This is a genomic window from Paenibacillus sp. MMS18-CY102, from assembly GCF_009789195.1.
Classification (GTDB): domain Bacteria; phylum Bacillota; class Bacilli; order Paenibacillales; family Paenibacillaceae; genus Paenibacillus_T.
The window spans coordinates 54,544-75,998 of record NZ_WSTC01000028.1 but is presented as its reverse complement, the minus strand read 5'-3'; the positions used below and the strand labels follow the sequence as shown (position 1 = coordinate 75,998).

Genomic DNA, 21,455 nt, shown 5'->3' with positions numbered 1-21,455 from the left:
CACTATCCTTAACCCTATTCGTTCGTGCACTTCGACACCATCATTTGTCTCCCGAATGGAGAGTAGCACTCTCTTCTTATTCGTTCACTTTTCCATTTCCAGATTCTTGATAATCAACAGACCTGCAGTTTGTGCAATGAGACCAAACCGTTAGCGAAGATAACCGGGATGGCATTGCAATTCATGCAATGACAATCGACGAACATTTACCCAATAGGTAACATAAGCGCCCAATGCGCGTTTGCCATTGTACAGTATGCAATGGGAGCGCGCTTGGGCGCTTATCTGGTTACTGCCATTGCATGAAATGCAACGAACACGGCGGCTCGGCGCAGTTACATGAGTTGGTCCGTTGGTTAGTTGGTTGTGGCGGCCGCCTATCTGGCGTTGTTGCGACTAGTTACTAGCGCGTGCCTGGCATTGGCGGAGACTGGCTGCTGGCCGCATTTTGCCGGAAGTGCGAGCTGCACGCTCGCCTGCGTGGATTGCGCCTTTGACTTCATTTATAATGGGTGAGGCACTGTCAATGTTTTCTAAGCGGAGGTGGATACACCCTTGTTACCAAATGAAGCAACCCTTGAAATCGAACAGCTGTACCGCGAATATAAACCGCTCCTCGCTTCCATCGCTTATCGCATGCTGGGCTCCATGAGCGAGGCCGAAGACGCCGTGCAAGACGTGTTCGTCACCATAAGCAAGCTCGGCACGATTGAAATGGAACACCCTAAAGCTTATCTAGTCAAAATGACAACGAATCGCGTGCTCAATATGATGAAAGCCGCACCTCGCAAGCGGGAAACCTATCCGGGGCAATGGCTCCCAGAGCCCGTCATTACGATGCATGCACAGGATGAGCCGCTAGAGCAAATGCTTCGTCGCGAGCGGCTTGGCTATGCCATCCTCGTATTATTGCAAAACTGTACGCCGCCCGAGCGGGCTGTGTTCGTCCTGCGCGAGTCGCTCGGCTATGAATATGCCGATATCGCCTCGATGCTGGATAAATCCGAGGCGGCCTGCCGCAAAATCTATAGCCGCGCAGCCGCGAAAGTCGGCCATTCCCAGCGGGAGGAGCATGAGGCTGCGCTTGACGCTTCGATCGAACGCTTTGCCCAGTCGTTCGCCGAAGCGGTCGACACCGGCCAGCTAGGCTCGATCATTCATTTGCTCACGGATCATGCCGTACTGCTCACCGACGGCGGCGGCGTAGTGCGTTCAGCCATAAATCCGATCCAAGGGCGTGAGCGGATCGTCGCCTTTTTCACTGGCATCGCCAGCAAAGGATCGCTCACCGGCCGGTTCCGCCATGTATGGATCAGCGGGCAGCGAGGGCTGCTGCTGGAACGTGCGGACCGATCCGCCTTGGCGTTCATCTTCGAGCCAGATGAAGACAACCGCGCCATCCGCTCCGTTTACATGGTATCTAATCCCGAGAAGCTTACACGCATCGCGGAATAAGGCTGCAATCCCCCCTGCTGCTGTGCAAGTAATGGCTTCAGGGCTTAGCAGGCTTAGCCTATAAAGGATCCCATCTGCAGATCGCTCGCCATTGGCTACACCCTCCTATGCCTGTCATTGCAATTCATGCAATGGCACGGCCATCTGCATCGGTCAAAACATGCTCGGATTGCAGTTCGTACAATGGCAATCCGCGCTAAAGCTGCTTTGTCGGCCCATTGGCCGATATCCGCCGAAAGCATTGCATGATCTGCAATGGCCTAGACTCGCAGCGCCACAACAATCAACCCCATTGCACAAACTGCAATGGGGCTAGCTGGATTGGTTTGTTAAGCCAGGCTAGCTAGGTTAGCCAGCTGGCGTTTACTTATTTTCATCCAGCCTCGCGACCCGAACGAATTAGCTCTGCCACCCAGCGGTAGCATTCATATAGTTCCTGATCGCTAACCAACTGCGATTGGTGTTCGAACATCACTTTAAACCGATCGTTTTCTGCACATATGATTTGCAAATAGTCCGCAATTGGAGCCCAACCCTCTGATGGGTCTAAGTCAGGCTGCACTGGAACACGCTTTTGTATAACTTTGTTATTGCGATCCATTTGAAAGTTCGATAGATGAATCGTTTCGGCGTGCTTAGCAAACTTCCTAATGACGGTTTTTGCATCAAAATGGGGATCGATCCGATCTTGCAAATAAAGCCTCGCGGTATCCAAACATAATTTGATATTGCTGTGCTTCCCTAATAAATCCTCCACCTCATTGGTTAAATACACGTATCTGTTCAGCGCATCGAACTCTAGCACGGGCGTGAATCCGTACGCTCGGCCTTGTTCAGAGAGCCATTCAAATAAAGCGTGGCTCTCCTCCCTAAACTTCTCGTTGGAGTACGCGCTTTCGAACACATGCTCGCTCGGATCATCGAAGCGCCAGCCGCTCCAGTCAGCCCTGTCATCCAAGATAACGGGCTTAGGGTAATGAAAGAGGACGTAGCTCGGTTTCAAGGCAGACAGAAATGCCAATTCCCGCTCCACATCTTCGTAAGCCTGTGTTCGAGTGGCATTGTCGCTGGATAGAAATTGTGCATCCCTTAACGCCGTCACGCCTGCCCGGAGCGGAAAGTGAACGCCAATTTGAAAGCCCGCAGCCTGCGATTCTTTAGCCAAATTAGCTATATCTTGCTCGCTATCGAACAAGCAAGCTTCTATCCCATAAAAGCCGGGAAGGAAATCTCGATGATATTTGTTGTAATCAAATGACCCGTATTGCCCGATCATGAACCTATTCTTCATCACATCTAGCATATAGCCACCTTCCAGCCTTTACGGCTGCCCCTTCAAGAAATCAACAACCGCTCGAATGTCTTTCTCCGTAGCTGACATCTTAACTGAATCTTTCCCAGAAACTCGTGTCACTTGAATGAGGATGTTTTTGTAAGACAGCTCAAACCCCCTATATTTTACAACATTTACAACGGGCGTCGACAGGATTTTGTTCCGGTTCCATAGAACGGGGCAGAAGAAATGATACAATGAAAAATATGACAGGGGGGATATTAAAGTGAGCGATACGAACAATTGGAGAACCGGCGCGAATGGGCGCAGCTTTATTGCCTCCTTCAGTGGAGGTAAAGACAGCACGCTGGCGCTGTACCAAGCCATGAAGGCTGGCGAAGCCATCGGGCTGATTGTGATGCTAGAGGAAGAAGGCAAGCGTTCGAGATCGCACGGCATGCCGCCTGAAGTGATTCGAGCGCAAGCGGACGCGATCGGGCTTCCGGTATTTACGGCTGCTGCAAGCTGGGCGGATTACGAGGCTGAATTTATTCGCCTGCTCACAGAAGCCAAGGAGCAAGGCGCGGAGGTGCTCGTGACAGGAGACTTGGACATGCCCGAGCATGGATGCTGGCAGGACAAAGTGGCACAAGGCGTAGGCCTGAAGCTTGGCATGCCGCTATGGGAGATGGATCATCGCGAGGTCGTCACGACGTTCATCGATCTCGGTTTTGTTGCCACGCTCGTAACCGTCAACCTGTCGCTTGGCATGCGGGAGGACGATCTTGGACGGGCGTTAACCCACGAATATGTAAAAGAGCTTGAAGCCCGTGGCATCGACCCTTGCGGTGAAGGCGGCGAATTTCATACGACCGTGCTGGACGGCCCGCTGTTTAAACAGCCAATTTCTGTTCGCAAGTGCGACATTGTGCGGCATGAGGAGTATGCTTTCTTGCCGCTAGAGCTTATAAAGTAGTTGCAGTGGTGCTAGCATTGAGCGGATTTTGCCTCGGATGCTTTATGTATTTTCAGTGGAAGCAGTTTAAAGCTAGAAGAAAAGTGAACTAACGAGCGCTGTGAGCAGCGCGACTTGGAGGAATTGCCTTGTTTCGCATTATGATTGTCGAAGACGACGACAAGATTAGAACGATCGTAGCCGACGCGTTGCGCAAATGGCAGTATGAAGTGATCGAGATTACGTCTTTCGAGCATATCTTGAACGAGTTTATAACCGAGCATCCTCACTTGATCGTGCTGGACATCAACTTGCCGATGTATGACGGGTTCTATTGGTGCCAGCAAATCCGCTCCGTCTCCAAGGTGCCGATCATTTTTTTATCCTCGCGGGATCAAAATATGGACGTCATTATGGCCATCAATATGGGCGGTGACGATTTCGTCCAGAAGCCGTTTGACCTAGGCGTGCTTGTGGCCAAAGTGAGCGCGCTGCTGCGGCGCAATTACACCTATCAAGACGAGGGGCTGCAATTATCGCATCGCCAGCTTATCGTTCATCTCTCCAATTCCTCTGTCCAATATATCGATCAAACGGCCGAGCTGACGCGGAACGAATTTATTATTTTGCAAACGTTAATGCGGAGCATCGGCAAAATCGTATCGCGTGACGACTTGATGCAGGTGTTATGGAACGATGAGCAGTTTATTGATGACAATACGCTGACGGTGAACGTGAATCGCCTGCGCCGCAAAATCGCGATGCTCGGGCTTGAGGATTTCATTGCGACGCGCAAGGGAATGGGGTACATCGTCGAATGAGAGCGTGGCGGTTCCTCAAGCTAGAGAAGCCTTATTTGATACTGTACGCCGTAGGATTCTTGCTGACGATCGCCGTCGTGGCAACCGATCCGCACACGTCCCTCAATCGGTTTACGATCGTATATGCCCTTCTCCTTAACTTGATCATGTTGGCCGGTTTCTTGATCTACCGTTATATGATGAACGTGCGGGCCATACGAACGATGTTTGACGAGGATGCGGAGCCGTTAACGTTGGAAGCCGAAGCGTACCAAGAAGCCCATGAGCAGGAGATGTTGGCGCATATTCGCGCATTGAACGACGTGCAGGCTAGGCAAAAGGAACACTATGATTTCATCATTTCGTGGTTTCATGAAATCAAGACGCCGATCTCCGTTCTTCGGCTCATGCAGCAGACCGAAATAGACCCCCGAAGCTTGGAGGAGGAGCTGTCCCGGATCGAACAATATGTCAGCCAAGCGCTGTACTATGCCAAGCTGGACAGCTTCAACCAAGATTATGAGATCGTGAATTGCGATTTAGAGGCGTTAGCTAAGGCTATGGCCAAGTCGCATGCCAAGGCGTTCATCTCCAATAAAATAAAGCTGCGGCTAGACGTTCCATCCACAATCGTGCAGAGCGATCCCAAATGGCTCCTCTTCATCCTTAATCAGCTGGTTACGAATAGCCTAAAGTATTCCGCCGCCCAAGGCGAGATTGCGATTACGGCACAGGTTACGCAGCATGAGAAGCTGCTCGTCATTCGCGACAACGGCATCGGCATTGATGCCAAAGACATCCCGCGCATTTTTAACCGGGGCTTCACAGGCTCCAATGGGCGTACCCATGCGAAGTCGACGGGCATGGGGCTCTATCTGGCCCAAGAGCTTTCGAAGAAGCTCGGGCATTATTTAACATGCGAGTCTGAAGCCGGGCGCTTCACAGCAATGACGGTCCATTTTCCCAAACACCATGACCCTTATCTTCATACGTTAATGCAAAAACCGCAATGATCTCAGGATCATTGCGGTTTTTAGGTTACGGCCTTTGGTTGACGATCTTGTAGTACAGGCTCGCCGAAGAGCTATATAACAGCAGGTAGATGAGAAAGAACACGCCTATGATGCTCCATACGATGCCCGGAAGCTCAGGAAAATCTTGCACCGAGTCTAAAATATACGACTTGATGATAATCCAGCTGTACAGCATGCCCAGCACAAGCGGCGGCATGAAGACGAATAGCAACTGCTTGCGGATCGCACGCTTGATTTGCCGGTTGTCGACGCCGATCTTGCGCAGGACCGCATATTGCTGCCTTTCGTCCGTCGCTTCGCGCAGCTGCTTAAAGTAGATGACGCTAGCCAGCGCGAACATCGCGATTAATGCGAGGAAGCCGCTGGCGAACAGCATGAGTGAGGATCCCTCGATCTGCTTCGAGTATACGTCTGCGAACGATGAGTAATAGGCACCAGGCGTTTGCGTGACGATGGCATGGGCTTGCTTGGACAGCTCCTCGGCAGTGCTGGCATCCGAAAGCCCGTAGATTTCAAAATCCCGATGCTCCGCATGTCCCCGCAAGCTTCCATAAGCCTCGTCCGAAATGACGAGCACAGCCGGCTTAATGCCCATCGATTCTGCTGGGTCAGACGCCCAGCCAAGGTAGGCATAGTCTTTCTTCTGGACGAGCTGGAACGCGGTCTCCACGTCCGCCTTCACGGTAAAACGTGGCCATTCCCCTGCTGCATAGGTACGGGGGAAATCTGACCCTTGGGACAAGGCAACAGCGTCCTGTCCCTGCAGCTCCACCAGCTCCCCATCGCCCCTATGCTTCACAATATCGTTAAAAGCCTTCTCCGAAACTAACAAAACGTCCTTCGTGAAGTATTCTGGATTATCGAAAGCGGCATTCATCGCCGTCACAGGGTTTGTCACCAGCGTCTCCTGTGTCAAATGAAACTGTGCCTGATGGCCCGATTGCTGAATCAAATCATCAATTCGCTTGTTCGTTGCCGAATCGAGTGATTGAAAGGCAAGATCGTTAGGCAAGTTGCGGCCGACGGCTTCGAACTGCACTTGATAATTGATGGTCACAAACGACATCAGCATCATAATGACCGCGCTGAATAACGTAATAAACGTGAGATTGAGCGTGTTGCCCCGGATCTGGAACCGCAGCGAAGATGCCCATAACACCGTATTGCCCTCATGGTATCTGCGCCTTCGGCTGATCGTTTGCAGCGCCCAACCGGTTAATTGGCGGAAAAACAAGTACGTGCCTCCAATTATGCCGATTACGGACACCCACAGGCTCAGCTTCGTGTAATCTTGCCAGAAAATAGACTGCTTCCCGCTGCCGATGATGACAAAAGCAATTCCGACAAGCAAGGCAGCGAGCAGCGCCAGCCATGCAGACACGCGTACAGGCTTCTCCGCCTTATGCTTCGCGTGAAATAATTCCGTAAGCTGTACACGATTGACCAGCAGCCAGCTCTGTACGCTAATGATGACGGCTAACAAGAAGAACATAGCGGCCGTAACCAGAATCGCATTCAGAGGAAACATTAACGAAATCGCCTGGTCATATCGCATCAAGTTCATCAGCAGCATGCCGAAGAGCTTCGACAGCAGACCTCCGACCAGCACGCCAGCGACGAGAGATACTGCGCCAAGGACTAAAGTTTCGTAAAATACCATACGCACAATTTGGCCCTCGCTCAAGCCGTACAGCAGATACATCCCAAACTCTTTTTTGCGCTGCCGCATGAAGAACGAATTGGCATATAGAATAAAGAAAATGATGAAGAGGAAGATGACGGCCGAAGCGATGAATACGCCGGTTTGGAAGCCTTGGCGGTTTTGAAGCGCGTCTATCACATCCTGGTTGTACATCAACGACAAGAACGTGAATTGAATGATAACGCCTATAATCATCGAGGATAAATAAATCGAGTACAGCCGAAAATTTCGCCTTACGTTCCGAAGCGTCAGGTCAAGCAAACTCATCGCGGCTTGCCTCCCATCAAGCTCTGCGTTTCTAATATCCGGTCATAGAAAGCACGCTGGCCCTGTTCGCCCGCATAAAGTTCATTCACGATTCCGCCGTCACGCAGAAAAATGACGCGTTGGCAGTAGCTCGCGGCATACACATCGTGGGTCACCATCAGGATGGTTGTGCCGAACATATGGTTCAAATCGGCCAATTGCGCTAGCAGCTGCGTCGCTGACCGCGAATCAAGCGCCCCCGTAGGCTCATCTGCGAACACGATGGCTGGATTCGTCACGATGGCCCGTGCGGACGCCGCCCGTTGTTTCTGCCCGCCTGAAATCTCGTTTGGATATTTGGCCAGAATTTCTTCTATGTTTAGCGCGTGGACAATCGGCGCCAGCCGCTTCTCCATCTCCTCCGCCTTGAACTTGCGCAGGGAGAGTGGCAGCAATATGTTTTCCTTCACCGTCATCGTATCAAGCAGGTTGTAGTCCTGAAAGATGAAACCCATGCGCTCCTGGCGAAACTGCCGAAGCGACTTCTTCTTCAGGTCCAGCACAGCTTTCCCCTCAATCCATACTTCGCCGCCAGTGAACTGGTCAATCGTGGACAACACATTCATCAGCGTTGATTTGCCCGAGCCTGAAGGTCCCATAATGGCAGTGAACTCTCCTGCATGAATCGTCAAATCCACATTTTTCAGCACGGTTGCCAGCCCATATTTTTTGGTTAAATTTCTCGTTTGAATAACCTGTTCCATCACTGATCCCTCGCTTTCCTTTCTCTAGTCTAGACGCGCCAAGCGTTTCTAACCATTGAAGTGACCCATTTCCAAGTGACAGTTTTGTCACTTGGGCGGGGTTTTTCATAACAAAAAACATCCCTAGCATGGATATGCTAAGGATGCTTTCGTTCATTGCCGCCGCTGCCTTCATACATTTTAAGCTTATCCACCAGCTCCATTGCAGCTTGGCCTGTAAGAAATAATGCGCCATTGTTCTCTGCTATTATCCCTTCCTGCATCCGTTGGCCAAGCCAATCGGAAACCCAGCTAGGGCCATAACCCCCTTGGCTAAACTCCCCGCCGAACGCAATCATTTGGCTATAAGCATCCAAATATTCCTCGCGGTTCGTGTTCGGGTAAACCTTCATGTATAGCCAAAATTGAAGGTCATACATCAGCATGGACAGTTCATCATTATGGAAAGAGAAATGCCCTTTCTCCTCTACAATTTTCGTACAGACCGTACGTATGATGCCCTCAATATTGCCGATCTCTGTTACATGGCTACATAACTCCGATAGCAACTCAGAAAATTGCCCGGTTGCAACCACTCGCAGATCGTCCTGCTTATCTTGCTCTGATGTATCATAGGCATCGTCATTGGCCAATCCCCGAACAAACGCCTCGAAGTTTTCGGCCAGGAATGTAATCTTATAATCATCTTCCTGATCGACATGAATGACCGCTGGTTCGCCTTCCCTGCCGCATGCCCGATAATCGAGCATGACCACGTCATGCCCGCCGGAAGGGCAATCACAGATGACAACGCCAATGTCGGGATAATCCCATATATCAATCATAAATTGGCTTCCCAAGTCCCCGCCTAATGAATAGCTTTTGTCCCGCCCAATCCCCATAATGCCCGATATCGAGATATGGTCAACTGCCCAAGAAGTTGGTTCAGCCGTAGGATAGCAAGTATCCCTTGGTATCCCCCCGTTATGCTGCTTCATCATCTCAATATAGAATCGCGGCAACTTATAGCCAAGCTCCTGCTCCAATGACGCAATCAGCTCATCGGTGGGCGGCTCGGAAACATAAGCTTGCAACGCATAATCGCTATCATCCCAGAAGCTTGTTAAATCGAATGTATCCATAAAGGAGCTCCTCCTTCCCATCGGCATCTTAGCGCTTATATCATTGTACTGTGCTTCTCCGCCCCACAGCTCTGCCTTACGACCAGCTCCGGAGCCACCATGACCGAACTGGATTGCAGTTGTCCATGGATCAAGTCGTAAAGCATTAACGCTGCCAATAAGCCAATCTTATCCTTATCTTGGCGAACGGTCGTCAGCGGGGGAGAAACATGCTTGCAAGCTTCAATATCATCGCAGCCGATTACCGCCACATCCTCCGGCACTCGGTAGCCTTTATCCTGCAGCGCACGGACCGCGCAAATCGCAAGCAGGTCGGAAGCCGCGAAAATCGCCCGTGGAACCGTTCCCTTCTCGATCATCTGCATCATCGCCAGATAACCCGTCTGCATGAAAAAGTCGGTCCCGTTCGCAAAGTATGGCTCTATAATAGGCAAGCCATAACGCTGCAGCGCTTCCCGGTAAGCCAACTCCCGAGTGCGGGAAATCTGGCTTGCGTCCGAGCAGCCAATGAAGCCCAATTCCCTATAGCCTTGCAAATAAAAATGCTCAACCGCCTTGTAGGCAATGTTCGTATTGTCTGACATGACATAACCGGAACGGTTGCCGGTGAGCGGCAAATCAATCCCGATGCATGGAATATCGCTTTGGTCCAGCTCCGCAATGTCTGCCTCGATGTCATCCCCTGATATAATAATGCAGCCATCTACTTGGTAACGGCGGCATCTCGATAAATAATCGCCTTCCGACTCATCTAGCCGTTCATTCGAGAAGAAGATCAGGTCATAGCCAAGCAGCCCCATCCGCTTCTTGAAGGCGTTCATAACATCGACAAAGAAGAGATGGTTGAACTCCGCATTAATTTTGCCCGCATACACAACGCCAATCAGATTAAACTTGCGAGCTGCCGCAGCTTTGCTCGAATACGCCGTCGAATAGCCATGCTCTTCAATGATTTTATGCACGCGCTCTTTCGTTTCCACACTAACATCATCGTAATTGTTCATGATTTTGGAAACGGTCGACACCGACACGCCTGCTAACTCTGCTATTTTCTTGATTGTAATTTTCATTCCGCAATCAACTCGCTTCCGAAGCATGATAACATTTCCCTCATCTTACCATAAATTGACGAAACAACACAGCTTCAACTATTGTTTCAATTGGACATTTTTCGAAATTTTTCGTTAACATTCGTCTAAAATCAATACAATAGTTCGATAAAAATGGTTAATTGATAATTACCCCTTTACAAATTGGAAACTTTCGGGGATAATCAGGTTGCAAATCACGAAACATTTTCGAACACCGCCTCATCAAAAGCCGAGCCAATCCATTCCACATGGCTCCGCACACCATCGGCACAGCTGTCGATCTTCCTTATCTAACATCCATCATCCTCAATGCCATTCAAACTATTCACCTATTCACCTATTCACCGTTCAACCGCTTCCGTACTGCATTCGATCTACTCGATTTTTCGTAATCGCTTTCATTTTATTTTACCATGAGGTTTCAAAATCGCAGAAGGGCATCCTTCTGTTATTTCTGAGCTTTTTTTTGCAGCGCGTAATGCCGCTAAGAGAGGAGGTGTTGCTGGCCAGAACCCCATCGGCCTGATTCTCGAAGATGCAAGTATTGCAAGGCCAACCGCCAGTTTAGTTAGAGCATGCGATTGCCATTATCCCTTAGGAGGAGAATCATGAAGAAGCAATGGAAGTGGACGAAAATGGTGGCCTTAACGGCGTTAGCAGCCTTCGCGCTGTTAGGCACAGTCACCCAGGATGCCGAGGCGGCTTCCGTATCAGTAGGGGCTGGCAGCTACACGACAACGCTGCCTGCTGGACAGACCGGCCCGCCGGGGACCATCTACAAAACGTCTAATGTAACAGGCGCGATGCCGACCAACGATTGGTGGAGCTCGCTTGCCTGGAAAGCTTATTCGGATGTCATGTTCCCGCATCCCCTTGCGGTTCAGGCGAAAGCCGACGGGCTTGGCATCGGCTATCCGGTGCAATCCGGAAGCGCAGACGCGATGTTCGGTGCATATGTGAACGATTTTACGCTCGGCCATTCCGCGCAATCGAATTTCCCGGATGCGCGTGTTGACGCGTTCTCCGATTGGACCGTTTCTATGCTATTCAACAGCGGCGGAACGATGCGGGTAACGACAGGCCACGGCCTGCCATTCATCTACAGCACGTACTCGGGCGGCTTGCCAAAACTATCCTTCGGCTCCGTTCCGGCCGTCTGGTCCGGCAATGCGTCAAGCAGCGTACTCGGCGTAACGGTGAACGGGCATCACTATGGCCTGTTCGGCCCATCGGGCTCGACATGGTCGGGCATCGGCACAGCCACGCTCACCAACTCATTGAATAACAAATCCTACTTCTCCGTTGCCGTGCTGCCGGACAATTCGGCCGCTACGCTGGCAGCGTACCAGCAATATGCTTACTCCTTCGTCACGAATACGACAACGAATTACGCGTATAACGCTTCTACAAGCGCGGTGTCCACAACGTATAACGTTACGACGCAAGCGATGGAGGGCTCGCAATCGGGCACCATTATGGCGCTCTACCCCCATCAGTGGAAACACACGGGCCAGGCGCTGCTTCCTTACACGTACAACAGCGTTCGGGGAACGATGAAGACGGTATCCGGCACATCCTTCGCCACAACGATGACGTATCAGGGCATTCTGCCTTATTTGCCTGCAGTGGGCTCGTATAACGCAACGACATTGAACAACTACGTGGAGTCGGTTCGCACGGAGGCGAACCATACGGTCGGGGCAACCGATACGTACTGGCTGGGCAAATATCTCGGACGGATCGCCAACATTCTGCCAATCGCGCAGCAAGTCGGCAATACGGCGGCGGTGTCCAATTTCCAATCGTATCTAGAAACGACACTGAGCAATAATCTGACTGCGGGAACGAAAACGAACAATCTATTTTATTACGACAACAACTGGAAAACGTTAATCGGCTATCCAGCCAGCTATGGCTCTAACGATTCACTGAACGACCATCACTTCCATTACGGCTATTGGGTCCGCGCTGCTGCGGAAGTCGCCCGCAACAATCCGAACTGGGCATCGGCTTCCAATTATGGCGGCATGGTCAACATGTTGATCAAAGACTTCGCCAACTGGGACCGCAATGATACCAGCTTCCCTTACATGCGTAACTTCGACCCTTATGCCGGCCATTCATGGGCATCAGGCAATTCGGAATTCGCAGACGGCAACAATCAGGAGTCATCCTCGGAAGCGATCAACGCATGGGCAGCCATGATTCTGTGGGGCCAAGCAACAGGTAACACCGCCATTCGCGATGCGGGCATCTATTTGTATACGACTGAAGTCAATGCAATCAATGACTACTGGTTCAACACGGATGGCACGAACTTTAAGCCGGGCTACAACCATAACTATTCCTCCATGATCTGGGGCGGCAAATCGGTCTATGCGACTTGGTTCTCCGCTGACGTGCAGGCGATCCGCGGCATTAACATTTTGCCAGTAACGGCCGCTTCGGGTTATCTGGGCTACAAACCATCCTATTCCGCGTCATTCCTGTCGCAGATGGCCACCGAGTTCGGCAGCCAGTCATGGAATATGTGGCCGGATATATTCTGGGAGTATCAGGCGCTCTACGATGCGAACGGCGCGATCAATCTATTCAACGCCAATCCGAATTACACGCCGGAGGATGGCGAGACGAAGGCACATACGTACAGCTTCTTGCACAATATGAAAGCGCTTGGCCAAATCGATACGACCGTAACGGCTAATGTGCCGACTTACGGCGTATACAAGAACGGCTCTACCCGCAATTACGTCGCCTATAATGCAGGCAGCTCGGCGATCACCGCCGTGTTCTCGGACGGCGCAACATTGAACGTGCCTGCGGGATCGATTGCTTCGTCGCTCGGCACGGTTGTTAATCCGCCGACGGGACCGTCGATTTCGGGGTTAAGCCCATCATCGGGTACGGTTGGCACAAGCGTAACGATTGCCGGCAGCAACTTCGGCGCTACGCAAGGAACGTCGACTGTAAAATTCGGCTCCACGACGGCAACCGTTACAGGCTGGTCGAACACGTCCATTACCGCTACCGTTCCAAGCGGCTTGGCTGCGGGCAGCGTTAATGTAACGGTGACGACTTCCGCAGGCACGAGCGGCGGTGCGGCATTCACGGTAACAACGGGACCTGTTGCCCCATCAATAGCTAGCCTAAACCCAACATCGGGCGCAGCAGGCACGAGCGTAACGATTGCTGGAAGCGGATTCGGCTCGACGCAAGGCACATCGACCGTGAAATTCGGCTCCACGACCGCATCCGTAACGAGCTGGTCGAACACATCCATTACAGCTACTGTGCCTAGCGGCTTAGCGGCGGGCAGCGTCAATGTGACGGTAACGACTTCCGCGGGCACGAGCGGCGGCGTGGCGTTCACGGTTACAGGAACGGTCACGCTCCCTAGCAACGTCCTGTATGTCAAATCAGGCAGCAGCCTCAGCTTCACTGCCGGAACGTCAGCGTCGAGCGACACGATTGCAAGCACAGGCGGAGGAAACTATGACGGCACGCCGCATAGCGAAAACACCTATACGCTGACTGGCATTACCGGCACTTATGATGCAACGAAGTCGACAGCGTTCCATCTCTTCTTGGACTCTGCTGCTAATGTCGGCAACGGTCTTCAGGTGCAGATCACGTACGATTTTAACGGCAACGGCAGCGCGACGCGCGTGGAGACGTACAACTATTTTGCAACGAACAATGTAGCAGGTTGGGAAGACTATACGCAGGGCAGCGGCTTGAAATCCGCTACCGGCTCCTTCGCCAATATGAACAACGGCAAGGTGACGATTAAAGTATGGAGCGCTATTGGAAATGCTAGCTCGACGCTGCGCGTCAACGCGAGCGGGGCGAATGGCCAGCAGTCTGCGGTGACGATTCCGTTCAAGTAACTGGTTGTGCAGTTGGAGAGGCGGGACCCCGTGCGGGTTCCGTCTTTTTGTTGCCGGAGAAGCAAGCATTAGGAAGGATGTTGGATTGACTTCGGCGGGACAAGCCCCTAGTATAGGCATCAAATACGAACGCTTTACGAGAAGGAGAATGTGACAATGGCCAATTCAATTTGGATGAACTTGCCGGTCAAGGACCTTGCGGCATCGGAGGCCTTTTTTGCCCGCATCGGATTTTCGGTGAGCAGCGCAGGCGATAAAGCAAAGATAGTTGTTGGGAATGAGAACGCAGTCGTCATGCTGTTCCCGGAGGAGACCCTTAGCCGGTTCACAGGCTCTCCTATCGCAGACACGGGGCAAGGCATCGAGGTAATAATCAGCATAGGCGCGGACAGCAAGGAAGAAGTCGATGAGTGGGCAGCAAACGTCGAACAAGCTGGGGGCACCATCACCAGCAAGCCGAGCTATCAAGAGGGCTGGATGTACGGCTTTGCCTTTGCCGACTTAGACGGCCACCGTTGGAATTTGCTGTACATGGATATGAGCAAGCGGCCGAAGGCATAGGCGGGCTCGCCCGGCGGCTGACCGGGCGGGTTGTTGGCGGAATAGGGCAGATTTCTATGCCCTATTCGCCCTCAAGCCCGCCTGCCAGGTCAGGTCCACCTGCCCTCTACGCTTCTGCATCCGCAGCCCCATCCGCTTGCATCAACAGCAATGGATTGAATATTCGCGTAATCTCGGCATAGCCGACAAGATTAGCCCCTTCTTGGATTTTAATCGTTTTCCCCACCCATAAGCAGTGCGGATAGTATTCCGGGGTTATAAAAGCGATCGTTCCAAGCGTCGATTCCCCCGGAGCTAGAAACTCCCGATCATAATAATGATGGACCCCCGTAGTTAGATAATGATCGTTAACTAAATGTGCCGGCCGGTATCCACTTGCAGCCCGCCCCCGCCTTCCGCCGTCCTCTGTCCTGATAAACGTAATGACCGCTTCAACATCCGCTTCGTTCATCCACTAACCCACCAACTCCAACACCCTCTTAAAATCCCCATCCCAAATCTGGAACTTGCAATCTACCTCTTGTACGTCCGGTGAGCTATTGGAGTGAATGTAGCAGCCGTCGATGCCCGCCCGGCGCGCGCCTTCGATATCTGTGCGGGAGTCATTGCCGATCATGACTGCCGAGGACAGATCCGCTCCATACGTCGTAGCAAGATAGTCGTAAAATAGCAGGTCCGGCTTGCTGATCCCCGCATTCGAGGAGATTGCAATGCCGTCAAAGTAGCCATCAATCCCCAGCACGCGAAGCTCCGCTTCAACGAAGATTCGCTGGCCGTTCGAGAGCAGATACACTTGCTTCCCTTGCGCCTTCAAGCTTCGCAGCGTTTCCTCCACACCATCGTACAAAGCTAGTCTCCGGATTGACAGCTGCCGGAACCACCGTACCGTTTCCTCGGTCCAACCCGCCCGTGGCATAACGCCTCTGCGCACCGCAATCACTTGGAACGTCTCCTCCATATCAAAATCAGGATGCTCGCATGCCACGCGCGGCGCGCTCATTTGCAGCTGAATGTCCTCATGAAATTCCCGCTTCAGCTCGCCCGCTTCAATCGGAATTCCGCTATACCGAAAATGGTAGCTAAGCCGCTCCCATAGCTCCGGCGACTCCTCATCGGTATGAATATCAATTAGTGTCCCATATAAATCAAAAATGTAAGTGTTGTACACGCGCTGATCCCCCATTTAAAAGATTCAAAAATCAAGATTTGTCCCCCGTTGCTCCTTATTCGCCGCCGGCCCCCCTCCGCCCTCCAATCGATGCCAAAATCAGTCCGCAGGATGAGGTCTAAATTCTGTATACTAAATATACTGTTTATATGATCCACAATTAAATGAACGGAGTGATACTCGCTTATGACCCATCCCATTCTGGCCATTAAAGTGAAAGCATTACGCAAGAGCTTCGGCAAACAAACCGTACTGGACGGCGTTAACTTAAACGTAGCAAAAGGGACCATCTTCGCGCTGCTCGGACCAAACGGTGCAGGCAAAACGACGCTAATCCACATCTTATCGACGCTGACGCAAGCAGACAGCGGCTCTGCGCGAATCGAAGGCTACGATGTCTCCTCCTCCCCAAGCGGGGTTCGGCGCTCCATCAGCCTGACCGGCCAATTCGCTGCCGTGGATGAGACGCTGACAGGCCGCGAGAACATCGACATGATGTGCCGCCTATCCGGCCTGTCACCCAGCGAATCCCGCCTGCGGACTGCGGAGCTTCTGAAGCGATTCGAGCTTGAAGCTGCCGCGGGCAAACGTGTCAAAACCTACTCCGGCGGCATGCGGCGCCGGCTCGATCTTGCTGTCAGCCTCGTCATCAGCCGGCCCGTGCTATTTCTCGATGAGCCAACTACAGGACTGGATACCGCCAGCCGCCGCGCGCTTTGGGACATTATTGTTCAGCTCAAGCAGCAGGGGATGACGATCTTCCTGACCACGCAGTACATGGAGGAAGCCGACCAGCTCGCCGATGAGATTGCCGTGCTCAACGGCGGACGGATCGTCGCTGCAGGGACAGCCCAGACGCTGAAAGCGCAAATTGGAGGCGAAGTGATCGAGCTTCGCAACGGGCAAGACGAGACCATTCGTACGATACGCACGAACGGCACCATTCACGATGTTCACCAGACGTTGAGCAGCATCGCCACGGCATATCCACCGGATACGAGGATTGCGATACGCAAGCCTAGCATGGACGATGTGTTCCTAGCGCTGACGGTCAATAACCATAATGAACCAAAGGAGGCTTCCCTCGCATGAATCCGAGCCAAATGCAATCGACAACTGTTAAGCCCGCTTCATTCGTAACGACCAACGCCGTATTCATCGTCCGCAGCATTCGCCACAGCCTGCGCAACATCGAGTCGCTCATGATGGCCATCATGCTCCCGATCATGCTCATGCTGCTATTTACTTACGTATTCGGCGGTGCCATTGCTCCCGGCGGCGATTACGTCAACTATGTGGTGCCCGGCATTATCCTGCTGTGTGCAGGATTTGGGTCCTCCAGCACAGCAGTAGACGTTGCGGCCGACATGTCCAATGGCATTATCGATCGGTTCCGAACGATGCCAATCAACAGCATTAGCGTCGTCACCGGCCACGTCTTCGCTAGCCTTGCACGCAATTTGCTTGCCACCGGCATCGTCATTAGTGTCGCGCTGCTGGTCGGATTCGATCCAACCGCCAGCTTCTTTGAATGGCTAGGCGCGCTTGGCATGGTCGCGCTGTTCATTCTCGCCTTTACTTGGCTGTTCGCCGCGATCGGCCTAGTCACAGGCAGCCCTTCCGCCGCCAGCGGATACGGCTTCGCCTTGCTGTTCCTGCCCTATCTGTCGAGCGCCTTCGTTCCGACAAGCACGATGCCCTCTTGGCTTCAGGGCTTCGCCACCCACCAACCGATTACACCTGTCATCGAGACGATTCGCGGGCTGCTGACAGGCACGCCCGTATCCGATCATGCATGGTGGGCGGCCGGTTACTGCATCGCGATTCTAGCTATCTCCATCACCTGGTGTACCTTGGCGTTCCGCAGCAAGGGCGGCCGCCGGTAATCTCTTTCCCCAACTAAAGAAACAGCGTCCCGGCATCGCCGTTACGCTGTTTCCTTAGTTGCCTGCTGAGCCCTGCTTCTGCTGCAAATAATGTTCGATCCCGTCCAATATTCGCTCAAGCCCAAACTCCAAGTCGTTGTTGATTGGATTGTCAGCCTCATCCGTGTAGGCACCCGACATCAAGACCGGATACAAATCCGGAAACCGCTCCCGCGTGACCAGCTGCTTCAGCGCATCGCCGTAACCGACGCCGCTGAACGCTTCAGCGCTTATTCCTTCACGCTCAGCCCGCACGATGTCCCGCATAATGAGCCCGCATGCCCGTGAATAGCTGCTGGCCAACAGCAGGAATGACATTTTCTCAAAATCGTTCAACGGGAAGTCCCGCATAATGCGAAGCATCCAGTCAATCACTTGCAGATTGCTAGGCGTCAGCGGAACACTCTTAATCTGAATATCGCCATACCACGGATGATCGCGAAATACGCCCACACAAGCCCAGACATACTCTTTCATCTCCTCGCGCCATGGCTTTCCGGCCACTTCCGGCGGTATCGGAATAGCACAGACAGCATCCTGCATCAACGTCAACAAGTCTTCCTTGCCCGTAATATAACGATACAACGACATTGTCGTAAAGCCGAGCGACTGCGCGACTCTGCTCATCGATACGCCCGCAAGCCCGTCCCGATCCGCAATCTCAATGGCTGCATCTACAATTTTCTTAATGCTTAGCTCGCCTTTTGGTCCCCTGCGGGACTGCTTCACGATTCCCCAGCTCAACGCTATGCCGGAAGGCAGCTTGCCGAGTGCTCCTTCGCCAGCTCCATTTGCATCGCCGCGTTCCATATCGTTAGATCCTCCATTAATCCATTCACGATGGCATGTGTGTATTCTGTACACAGTATATCATATTTCCCTTAATAAATCGCAAAGCAGCAACCATCACTGACACCCTGTTGTCAGGGACGCTTTTGTAAGATGGATACATAAGAACAGAAAAGGCTGAGGTGATCGAGATGGCTAACCACTGCGAAAGAATGTATGACTATCATGTGTGGGCGAACAAAACGATTTTTAATCGATTAAAGGAGCTTCCCCCGCATCTCTATAATCAAGAGATTGAAAGCGTGTTTTCTTCCGTGTCCAAAGTAATGGCGCATATTTATAAGGTCGATTACGGATGGATGGAAATTTTCTTGGGCAAAGAAATGAGCGAAGCAATGACGGATTCTTTCCGAATCGAAGCAGATGCCGAGACCAAGACCCTAACGGAGCTGGAAGCGATGTACGACGAATTGGCCGCGAAGTTTAAACGCCATATCTCCAGCCATCCGAATCTAGAAAATGAGGTCATCTTGCATAATCCATACGCTGGCGTACTGCACACAAGATATTCCGAATTCGTCACCCAAGTGGTCAACCACGGCACCTACCACAGGGGCAACCTGTCTGCCATGCTCCGCCAGCTCGGGCATTCCTCCGTCATGACGGAGTATGGGCTATTCATGCACCTATCTCCTGAATCGGGCATGGCAGCAGAAGCAGCCCAGAGCAATTAACGTATCACTCGGCAAAATGCGGCAATAGGAGCGTGCCCCTTCAAATGAAGGCACACGCTCCTATTGCCGCTCATTCTATAACTGTATCGCAGCAACGTACGGATAGCATCACTGCGCCCGTTGCGGCCGTTCGCCATCGCCGCCCGGCGGCATGCGATCTCCGCCTTGGCCCCGGCCGCCGCCAGGCCCGCTCATGCCACCCATGCCGCTTCTTGCTTCCGTAACGCCCGACTCGTTCAGCCAGGTTACGAGCGATGCAGTCTCGAATGCGACGATTTGCGTCCCGCCTTGGTATTCGCCGCCTTCATAGAGCCCATCGATCTCAGTGCCCGTTGATGCGCCTCCCGAGTATAGCGTATAAGATGCATTCTGCTTCAGGTTCGGCGAGCTGATGAATACCGCCTGATAATCTTTCGATGGCGCAAAGGTAATGGCCGCATTGCCTTCATTATCTGCCAAATGAACCAACGTGCCTGCTTGCTGGGCCTGCGGGTACGTCATAAGAACGCCAGGCTGCGCTGATCCATCCGATGTAGCTTGCACCATGCCGGAGCTGCCCGCCGCGATCAGAAATCCGCCTGTCATCGTGAAGGTTCCATCATAATCGAGCGCCCCGTTGTTATTCTCAGTCGGTCCATTAACGATAACGGTGCCGCCTGTCATCACGATTGATCCGTTGGCATCCAAACCATCGCCCTTCGAGTCAACGGTCAAATAGCCGCCACTGATCGTAAGCTGTCTCGCTGACGCCGCTCCTGATTCGGATGGATCGCCTCCTGGCTCGCCTTCGTTAGCCGATCCATCTGCGCCTCCCGCGACATTCACGCCGTCATCGTTGGCAACAATGCTCGTCTTGCCCTCCGAGATCATAATGGCAGGCGCTTCGATGCCTTCATTGCTCCGGGCAATCGTAATGGTTCCTCCCTCTATGGACAGTGCGAGTTCCGCATGAATGCCATCATCGCCCGCGTTGATTTGAACGTCACCGTCCGTTACCCGAACACCGCCGCTGCTGTGCAAAGCATCTTCCCCAGATTCGATTGCAAACGTACCCCCTGCAAGGTTGATAATCCCTTCGGAACCTGCCTTATCGTTCGTCGCCTGAATGCCATGCCCGCCTGCCTTGATTGTGAACTCGCCCGCTTGGATAGCGACGAGATCGCGCCCCATCAATCCATCGTCGATGGCGTCGATAACGATCGTGCCGCCCGTAACTTTCAGCTTATCCTTGCTTGTTATCCCGTTGTTATAGTTTCCTTCTACGACGAGCTGTCCTGTTCCGTTGATCGTCAAATCATCCTTGCTATAGATCGCCGCATTAGGCTCATCCGTTTCTTCCTCAGCCGATCCGTCAACACTAGCATCGGATGCATTGGACGCATCGGTTGCTGCCTTCGCCGCAGTAGCGTATGTTTCACCGTCAGATATAACGTTATTCGTTCCCTCTGGCAAGCTAATGATCGTCTTGCCCGCTTCTTTGACGTAGATCGCTGAGCCGCTGCTGTTATGAATTTCTGCACCGTTTAAGACGAGGCGCACGACACCTTTATCCGGCACGTCGATAACAATCTGCCCGTCATCCAGCTTCCCGCTTACCGCATACGTTCCAGCTGCCGTTATTGTAACCGTGCCATCCTTCGCTGTCGCTCCCGCGCCTTCGACGCTAGCGCTGGCACCGCTGAGCTTAATAGCGGCCGGATTCGCTGCCGCCCAATCCGTATAGGCATCGTCAGCCTCGTACTCAATTTCCTGCGTCAGGTCGATGCTAGCCAATTGCCCGCTCGACGCCGTTTCGCCTGATTGGACCGATACAGCCGTAGCCTTCGTTTCTGTAACCGATGTGGATGTAGATGTCGTTGCGGTTTTGTCACTGCATGCCGTAAGCAAAGCCGCGCATAATAGAAGAACACTTAATTTATTGGTAACGCTCCATGTTTTTTTCATTGTTTA

The 21,455-nt window shown here is 52.5% G+C and carries 18 protein-coding genes; 9 read left to right on the top strand and 9 right to left on the bottom strand.

Annotation, left to right across the window (positions count from 1 at the left end; genetic code table 11):
• Positions 1–555 precede the first annotated feature (555 nt).
• Entirely contained in the window at positions 556–1,455 is a 900-nt protein-coding gene (locus GON22_RS19420) for a sigma-70 family RNA polymerase sigma factor (protein ID WP_160397769.1), read from the top strand.
• A 373-nt stretch (positions 1,456–1,828) separates the two neighbouring features.
• Here GON22_RS19420 and GON22_RS19415 read toward each other — a convergent pair whose 3' ends face one another.
• Positions 1,829–2,746, bottom strand: coding sequence for a TIM barrel protein (locus tag GON22_RS19415; RefSeq protein WP_160397776.1), 918 nt, complete (start codon positions 2,744–2,746; stop codon positions 1,829–1,831).
• Positions 2,747–3,014: 268 nt separating this feature from the next.
• On the opposite strand from GON22_RS19415, the gene GON22_RS19410 reads away from it, so the two are divergent.
• The 3 genes from GON22_RS19410 (at position 3,015) to GON22_RS19400 (ending at position 5,496) form a co-directional block, all read left to right on the top strand.
• Complete coding sequence (locus GON22_RS19410; protein WP_160397768.1) at positions 3,015–3,704, top strand: diphthine--ammonia ligase; 690 nt, start codon at positions 3,015–3,017, stop codon at positions 3,702–3,704.
• A 128-nt stretch (positions 3,705–3,832) separates the two neighbouring features.
• On the top strand, positions 3,833–4,504 hold the full coding sequence (locus GON22_RS19405; RefSeq protein WP_160397767.1) for a response regulator transcription factor: 672 nt from the start codon (positions 3,833–3,835) through the stop codon (positions 4,502–4,504).
• Positions 4,501–5,496, top strand: a complete 996-nt coding sequence (locus GON22_RS19400; RefSeq protein WP_160397766.1) for a sensor histidine kinase — start codon at positions 4,501–4,503, stop codon at positions 5,494–5,496. Before GON22_RS19405 ends, GON22_RS19400 begins: the two co-directional genes overlap by 4 nt.
• Positions 5,497–5,521: 25 nt before the next feature.
• Here the strand turns inward: GON22_RS19400 and GON22_RS19395 are convergent, their stop codons facing one another.
• The 4 genes from GON22_RS19395 to GON22_RS19380 all read right to left on the bottom strand — a co-directional run bounded on the left by GON22_RS19395 (position 5,522) and on the right by GON22_RS19380 (position 10,420).
• A complete protein-coding gene (locus tag GON22_RS19395; RefSeq protein WP_160397765.1) occupies positions 5,522–7,486 on the bottom strand; it encodes an ABC transporter permease in 1,965 nt (654 codons plus the stop codon).
• A complete protein-coding gene (locus GON22_RS19390) occupies positions 7,483–8,229 on the bottom strand; it encodes an ABC transporter ATP-binding protein (RefSeq protein WP_160397764.1) in 747 nt (248 codons plus the stop codon). The genes GON22_RS19395 and GON22_RS19390 overlap by 4 nt, the downstream gene beginning before the upstream one ends.
• 137 nt (positions 8,230–8,366) lie before the next feature.
• Positions 8,367–9,350 (bottom strand): SMI1/KNR4 family protein, encoded by a 984-nt coding sequence (locus tag GON22_RS19385; RefSeq protein ID WP_442954391.1) that lies wholly within the window; start codon positions 9,348–9,350, stop codon positions 8,367–8,369.
• Positions 9,351–9,385: 35 nt separating this feature from the next.
• Positions 9,386–10,420: a LacI family DNA-binding transcriptional regulator gene (locus tag GON22_RS19380; RefSeq protein WP_160397775.1), complete on the bottom strand. Its 1,035-nt coding sequence runs from the start codon at positions 10,418–10,420 to the stop codon at positions 9,386–9,388.
• A gap of 629 nt (positions 10,421–11,049) precedes the next feature.
• Between GON22_RS19380 and GON22_RS19375 the strand changes: the two genes are divergently transcribed.
• A complete protein-coding gene (locus tag GON22_RS19375; protein ID WP_160397762.1) occupies positions 11,050–14,328 on the top strand; it encodes a glycosyl hydrolase in 3,279 nt (1,092 codons plus the stop codon).
• 156 nt (positions 14,329–14,484) lie between these two features.
• Positions 14,485–14,889, top strand: coding sequence for a VOC family protein (locus tag GON22_RS19370; RefSeq protein WP_160397761.1), 405 nt, complete (start codon positions 14,485–14,487; stop codon positions 14,887–14,889).
• 106 nt (positions 14,890–14,995) lie between these two features.
• Here GON22_RS19370 and GON22_RS19365 read toward each other — a convergent pair whose 3' ends face one another.
• On the bottom strand, positions 14,996–15,340 hold the full coding sequence (locus GON22_RS19365) for a hypothetical protein (protein WP_160397760.1): 345 nt from the start codon (positions 15,338–15,340) through the stop codon (positions 14,996–14,998).
• Between the two features lie 3 nt (positions 15,341–15,343).
• Positions 15,344–16,057: an HAD-IA family hydrolase gene (locus tag GON22_RS19360; RefSeq protein ID WP_160397759.1), complete on the bottom strand. Its 714-nt coding sequence runs from the start codon at positions 16,055–16,057 to the stop codon at positions 15,344–15,346.
• A gap of 186 nt (positions 16,058–16,243) precedes the next feature.
• On the opposite strand from GON22_RS19360, the gene GON22_RS19355 reads away from it, so the two are divergent.
• On the top strand, positions 16,244–17,149 hold the full coding sequence (locus GON22_RS19355; RefSeq protein WP_160397758.1) for an ATP-binding cassette domain-containing protein: 906 nt from the start codon (positions 16,244–16,246) through the stop codon (positions 17,147–17,149).
• Positions 17,146–17,943, top strand: a complete 798-nt coding sequence (locus GON22_RS19350) for an ABC transporter permease (protein WP_160397757.1) — start codon at positions 17,146–17,148, stop codon at positions 17,941–17,943. The genes GON22_RS19355 and GON22_RS19350 overlap by 4 nt, the downstream gene beginning before the upstream one ends.
• Before the next feature lie 54 nt (positions 17,944–17,997).
• Here GON22_RS19350 and GON22_RS19345 read toward each other — a convergent pair whose 3' ends face one another.
• Positions 17,998–18,792 (bottom strand): TetR/AcrR family transcriptional regulator, encoded by a 795-nt coding sequence (locus GON22_RS19345; RefSeq protein WP_160397756.1) that lies wholly within the window; start codon positions 18,790–18,792, stop codon positions 17,998–18,000.
• Between the two features lie 170 nt (positions 18,793–18,962).
• On the opposite strand from GON22_RS19345, the gene GON22_RS19340 reads away from it, so the two are divergent.
• Complete coding sequence (locus tag GON22_RS19340; protein ID WP_160397755.1) at positions 18,963–19,505, top strand: DinB family protein; 543 nt, start codon at positions 18,963–18,965, stop codon at positions 19,503–19,505.
• Positions 19,506–19,613: 108 nt separating this feature from the next.
• On the opposite strand, the gene GON22_RS19335 is transcribed toward GON22_RS19340, so the two are convergent.
• The gene (locus GON22_RS19335; RefSeq protein ID WP_160397754.1) at positions 19,614–21,449 is read right to left on the bottom strand and encodes a carbohydrate-binding domain-containing protein; all 1,836 of its coding nucleotides are present in this window, start codon (positions 21,447–21,449) and stop codon (positions 19,614–19,616) included.
• Positions 21,450–21,455: the final 6 nt, after the last annotated feature.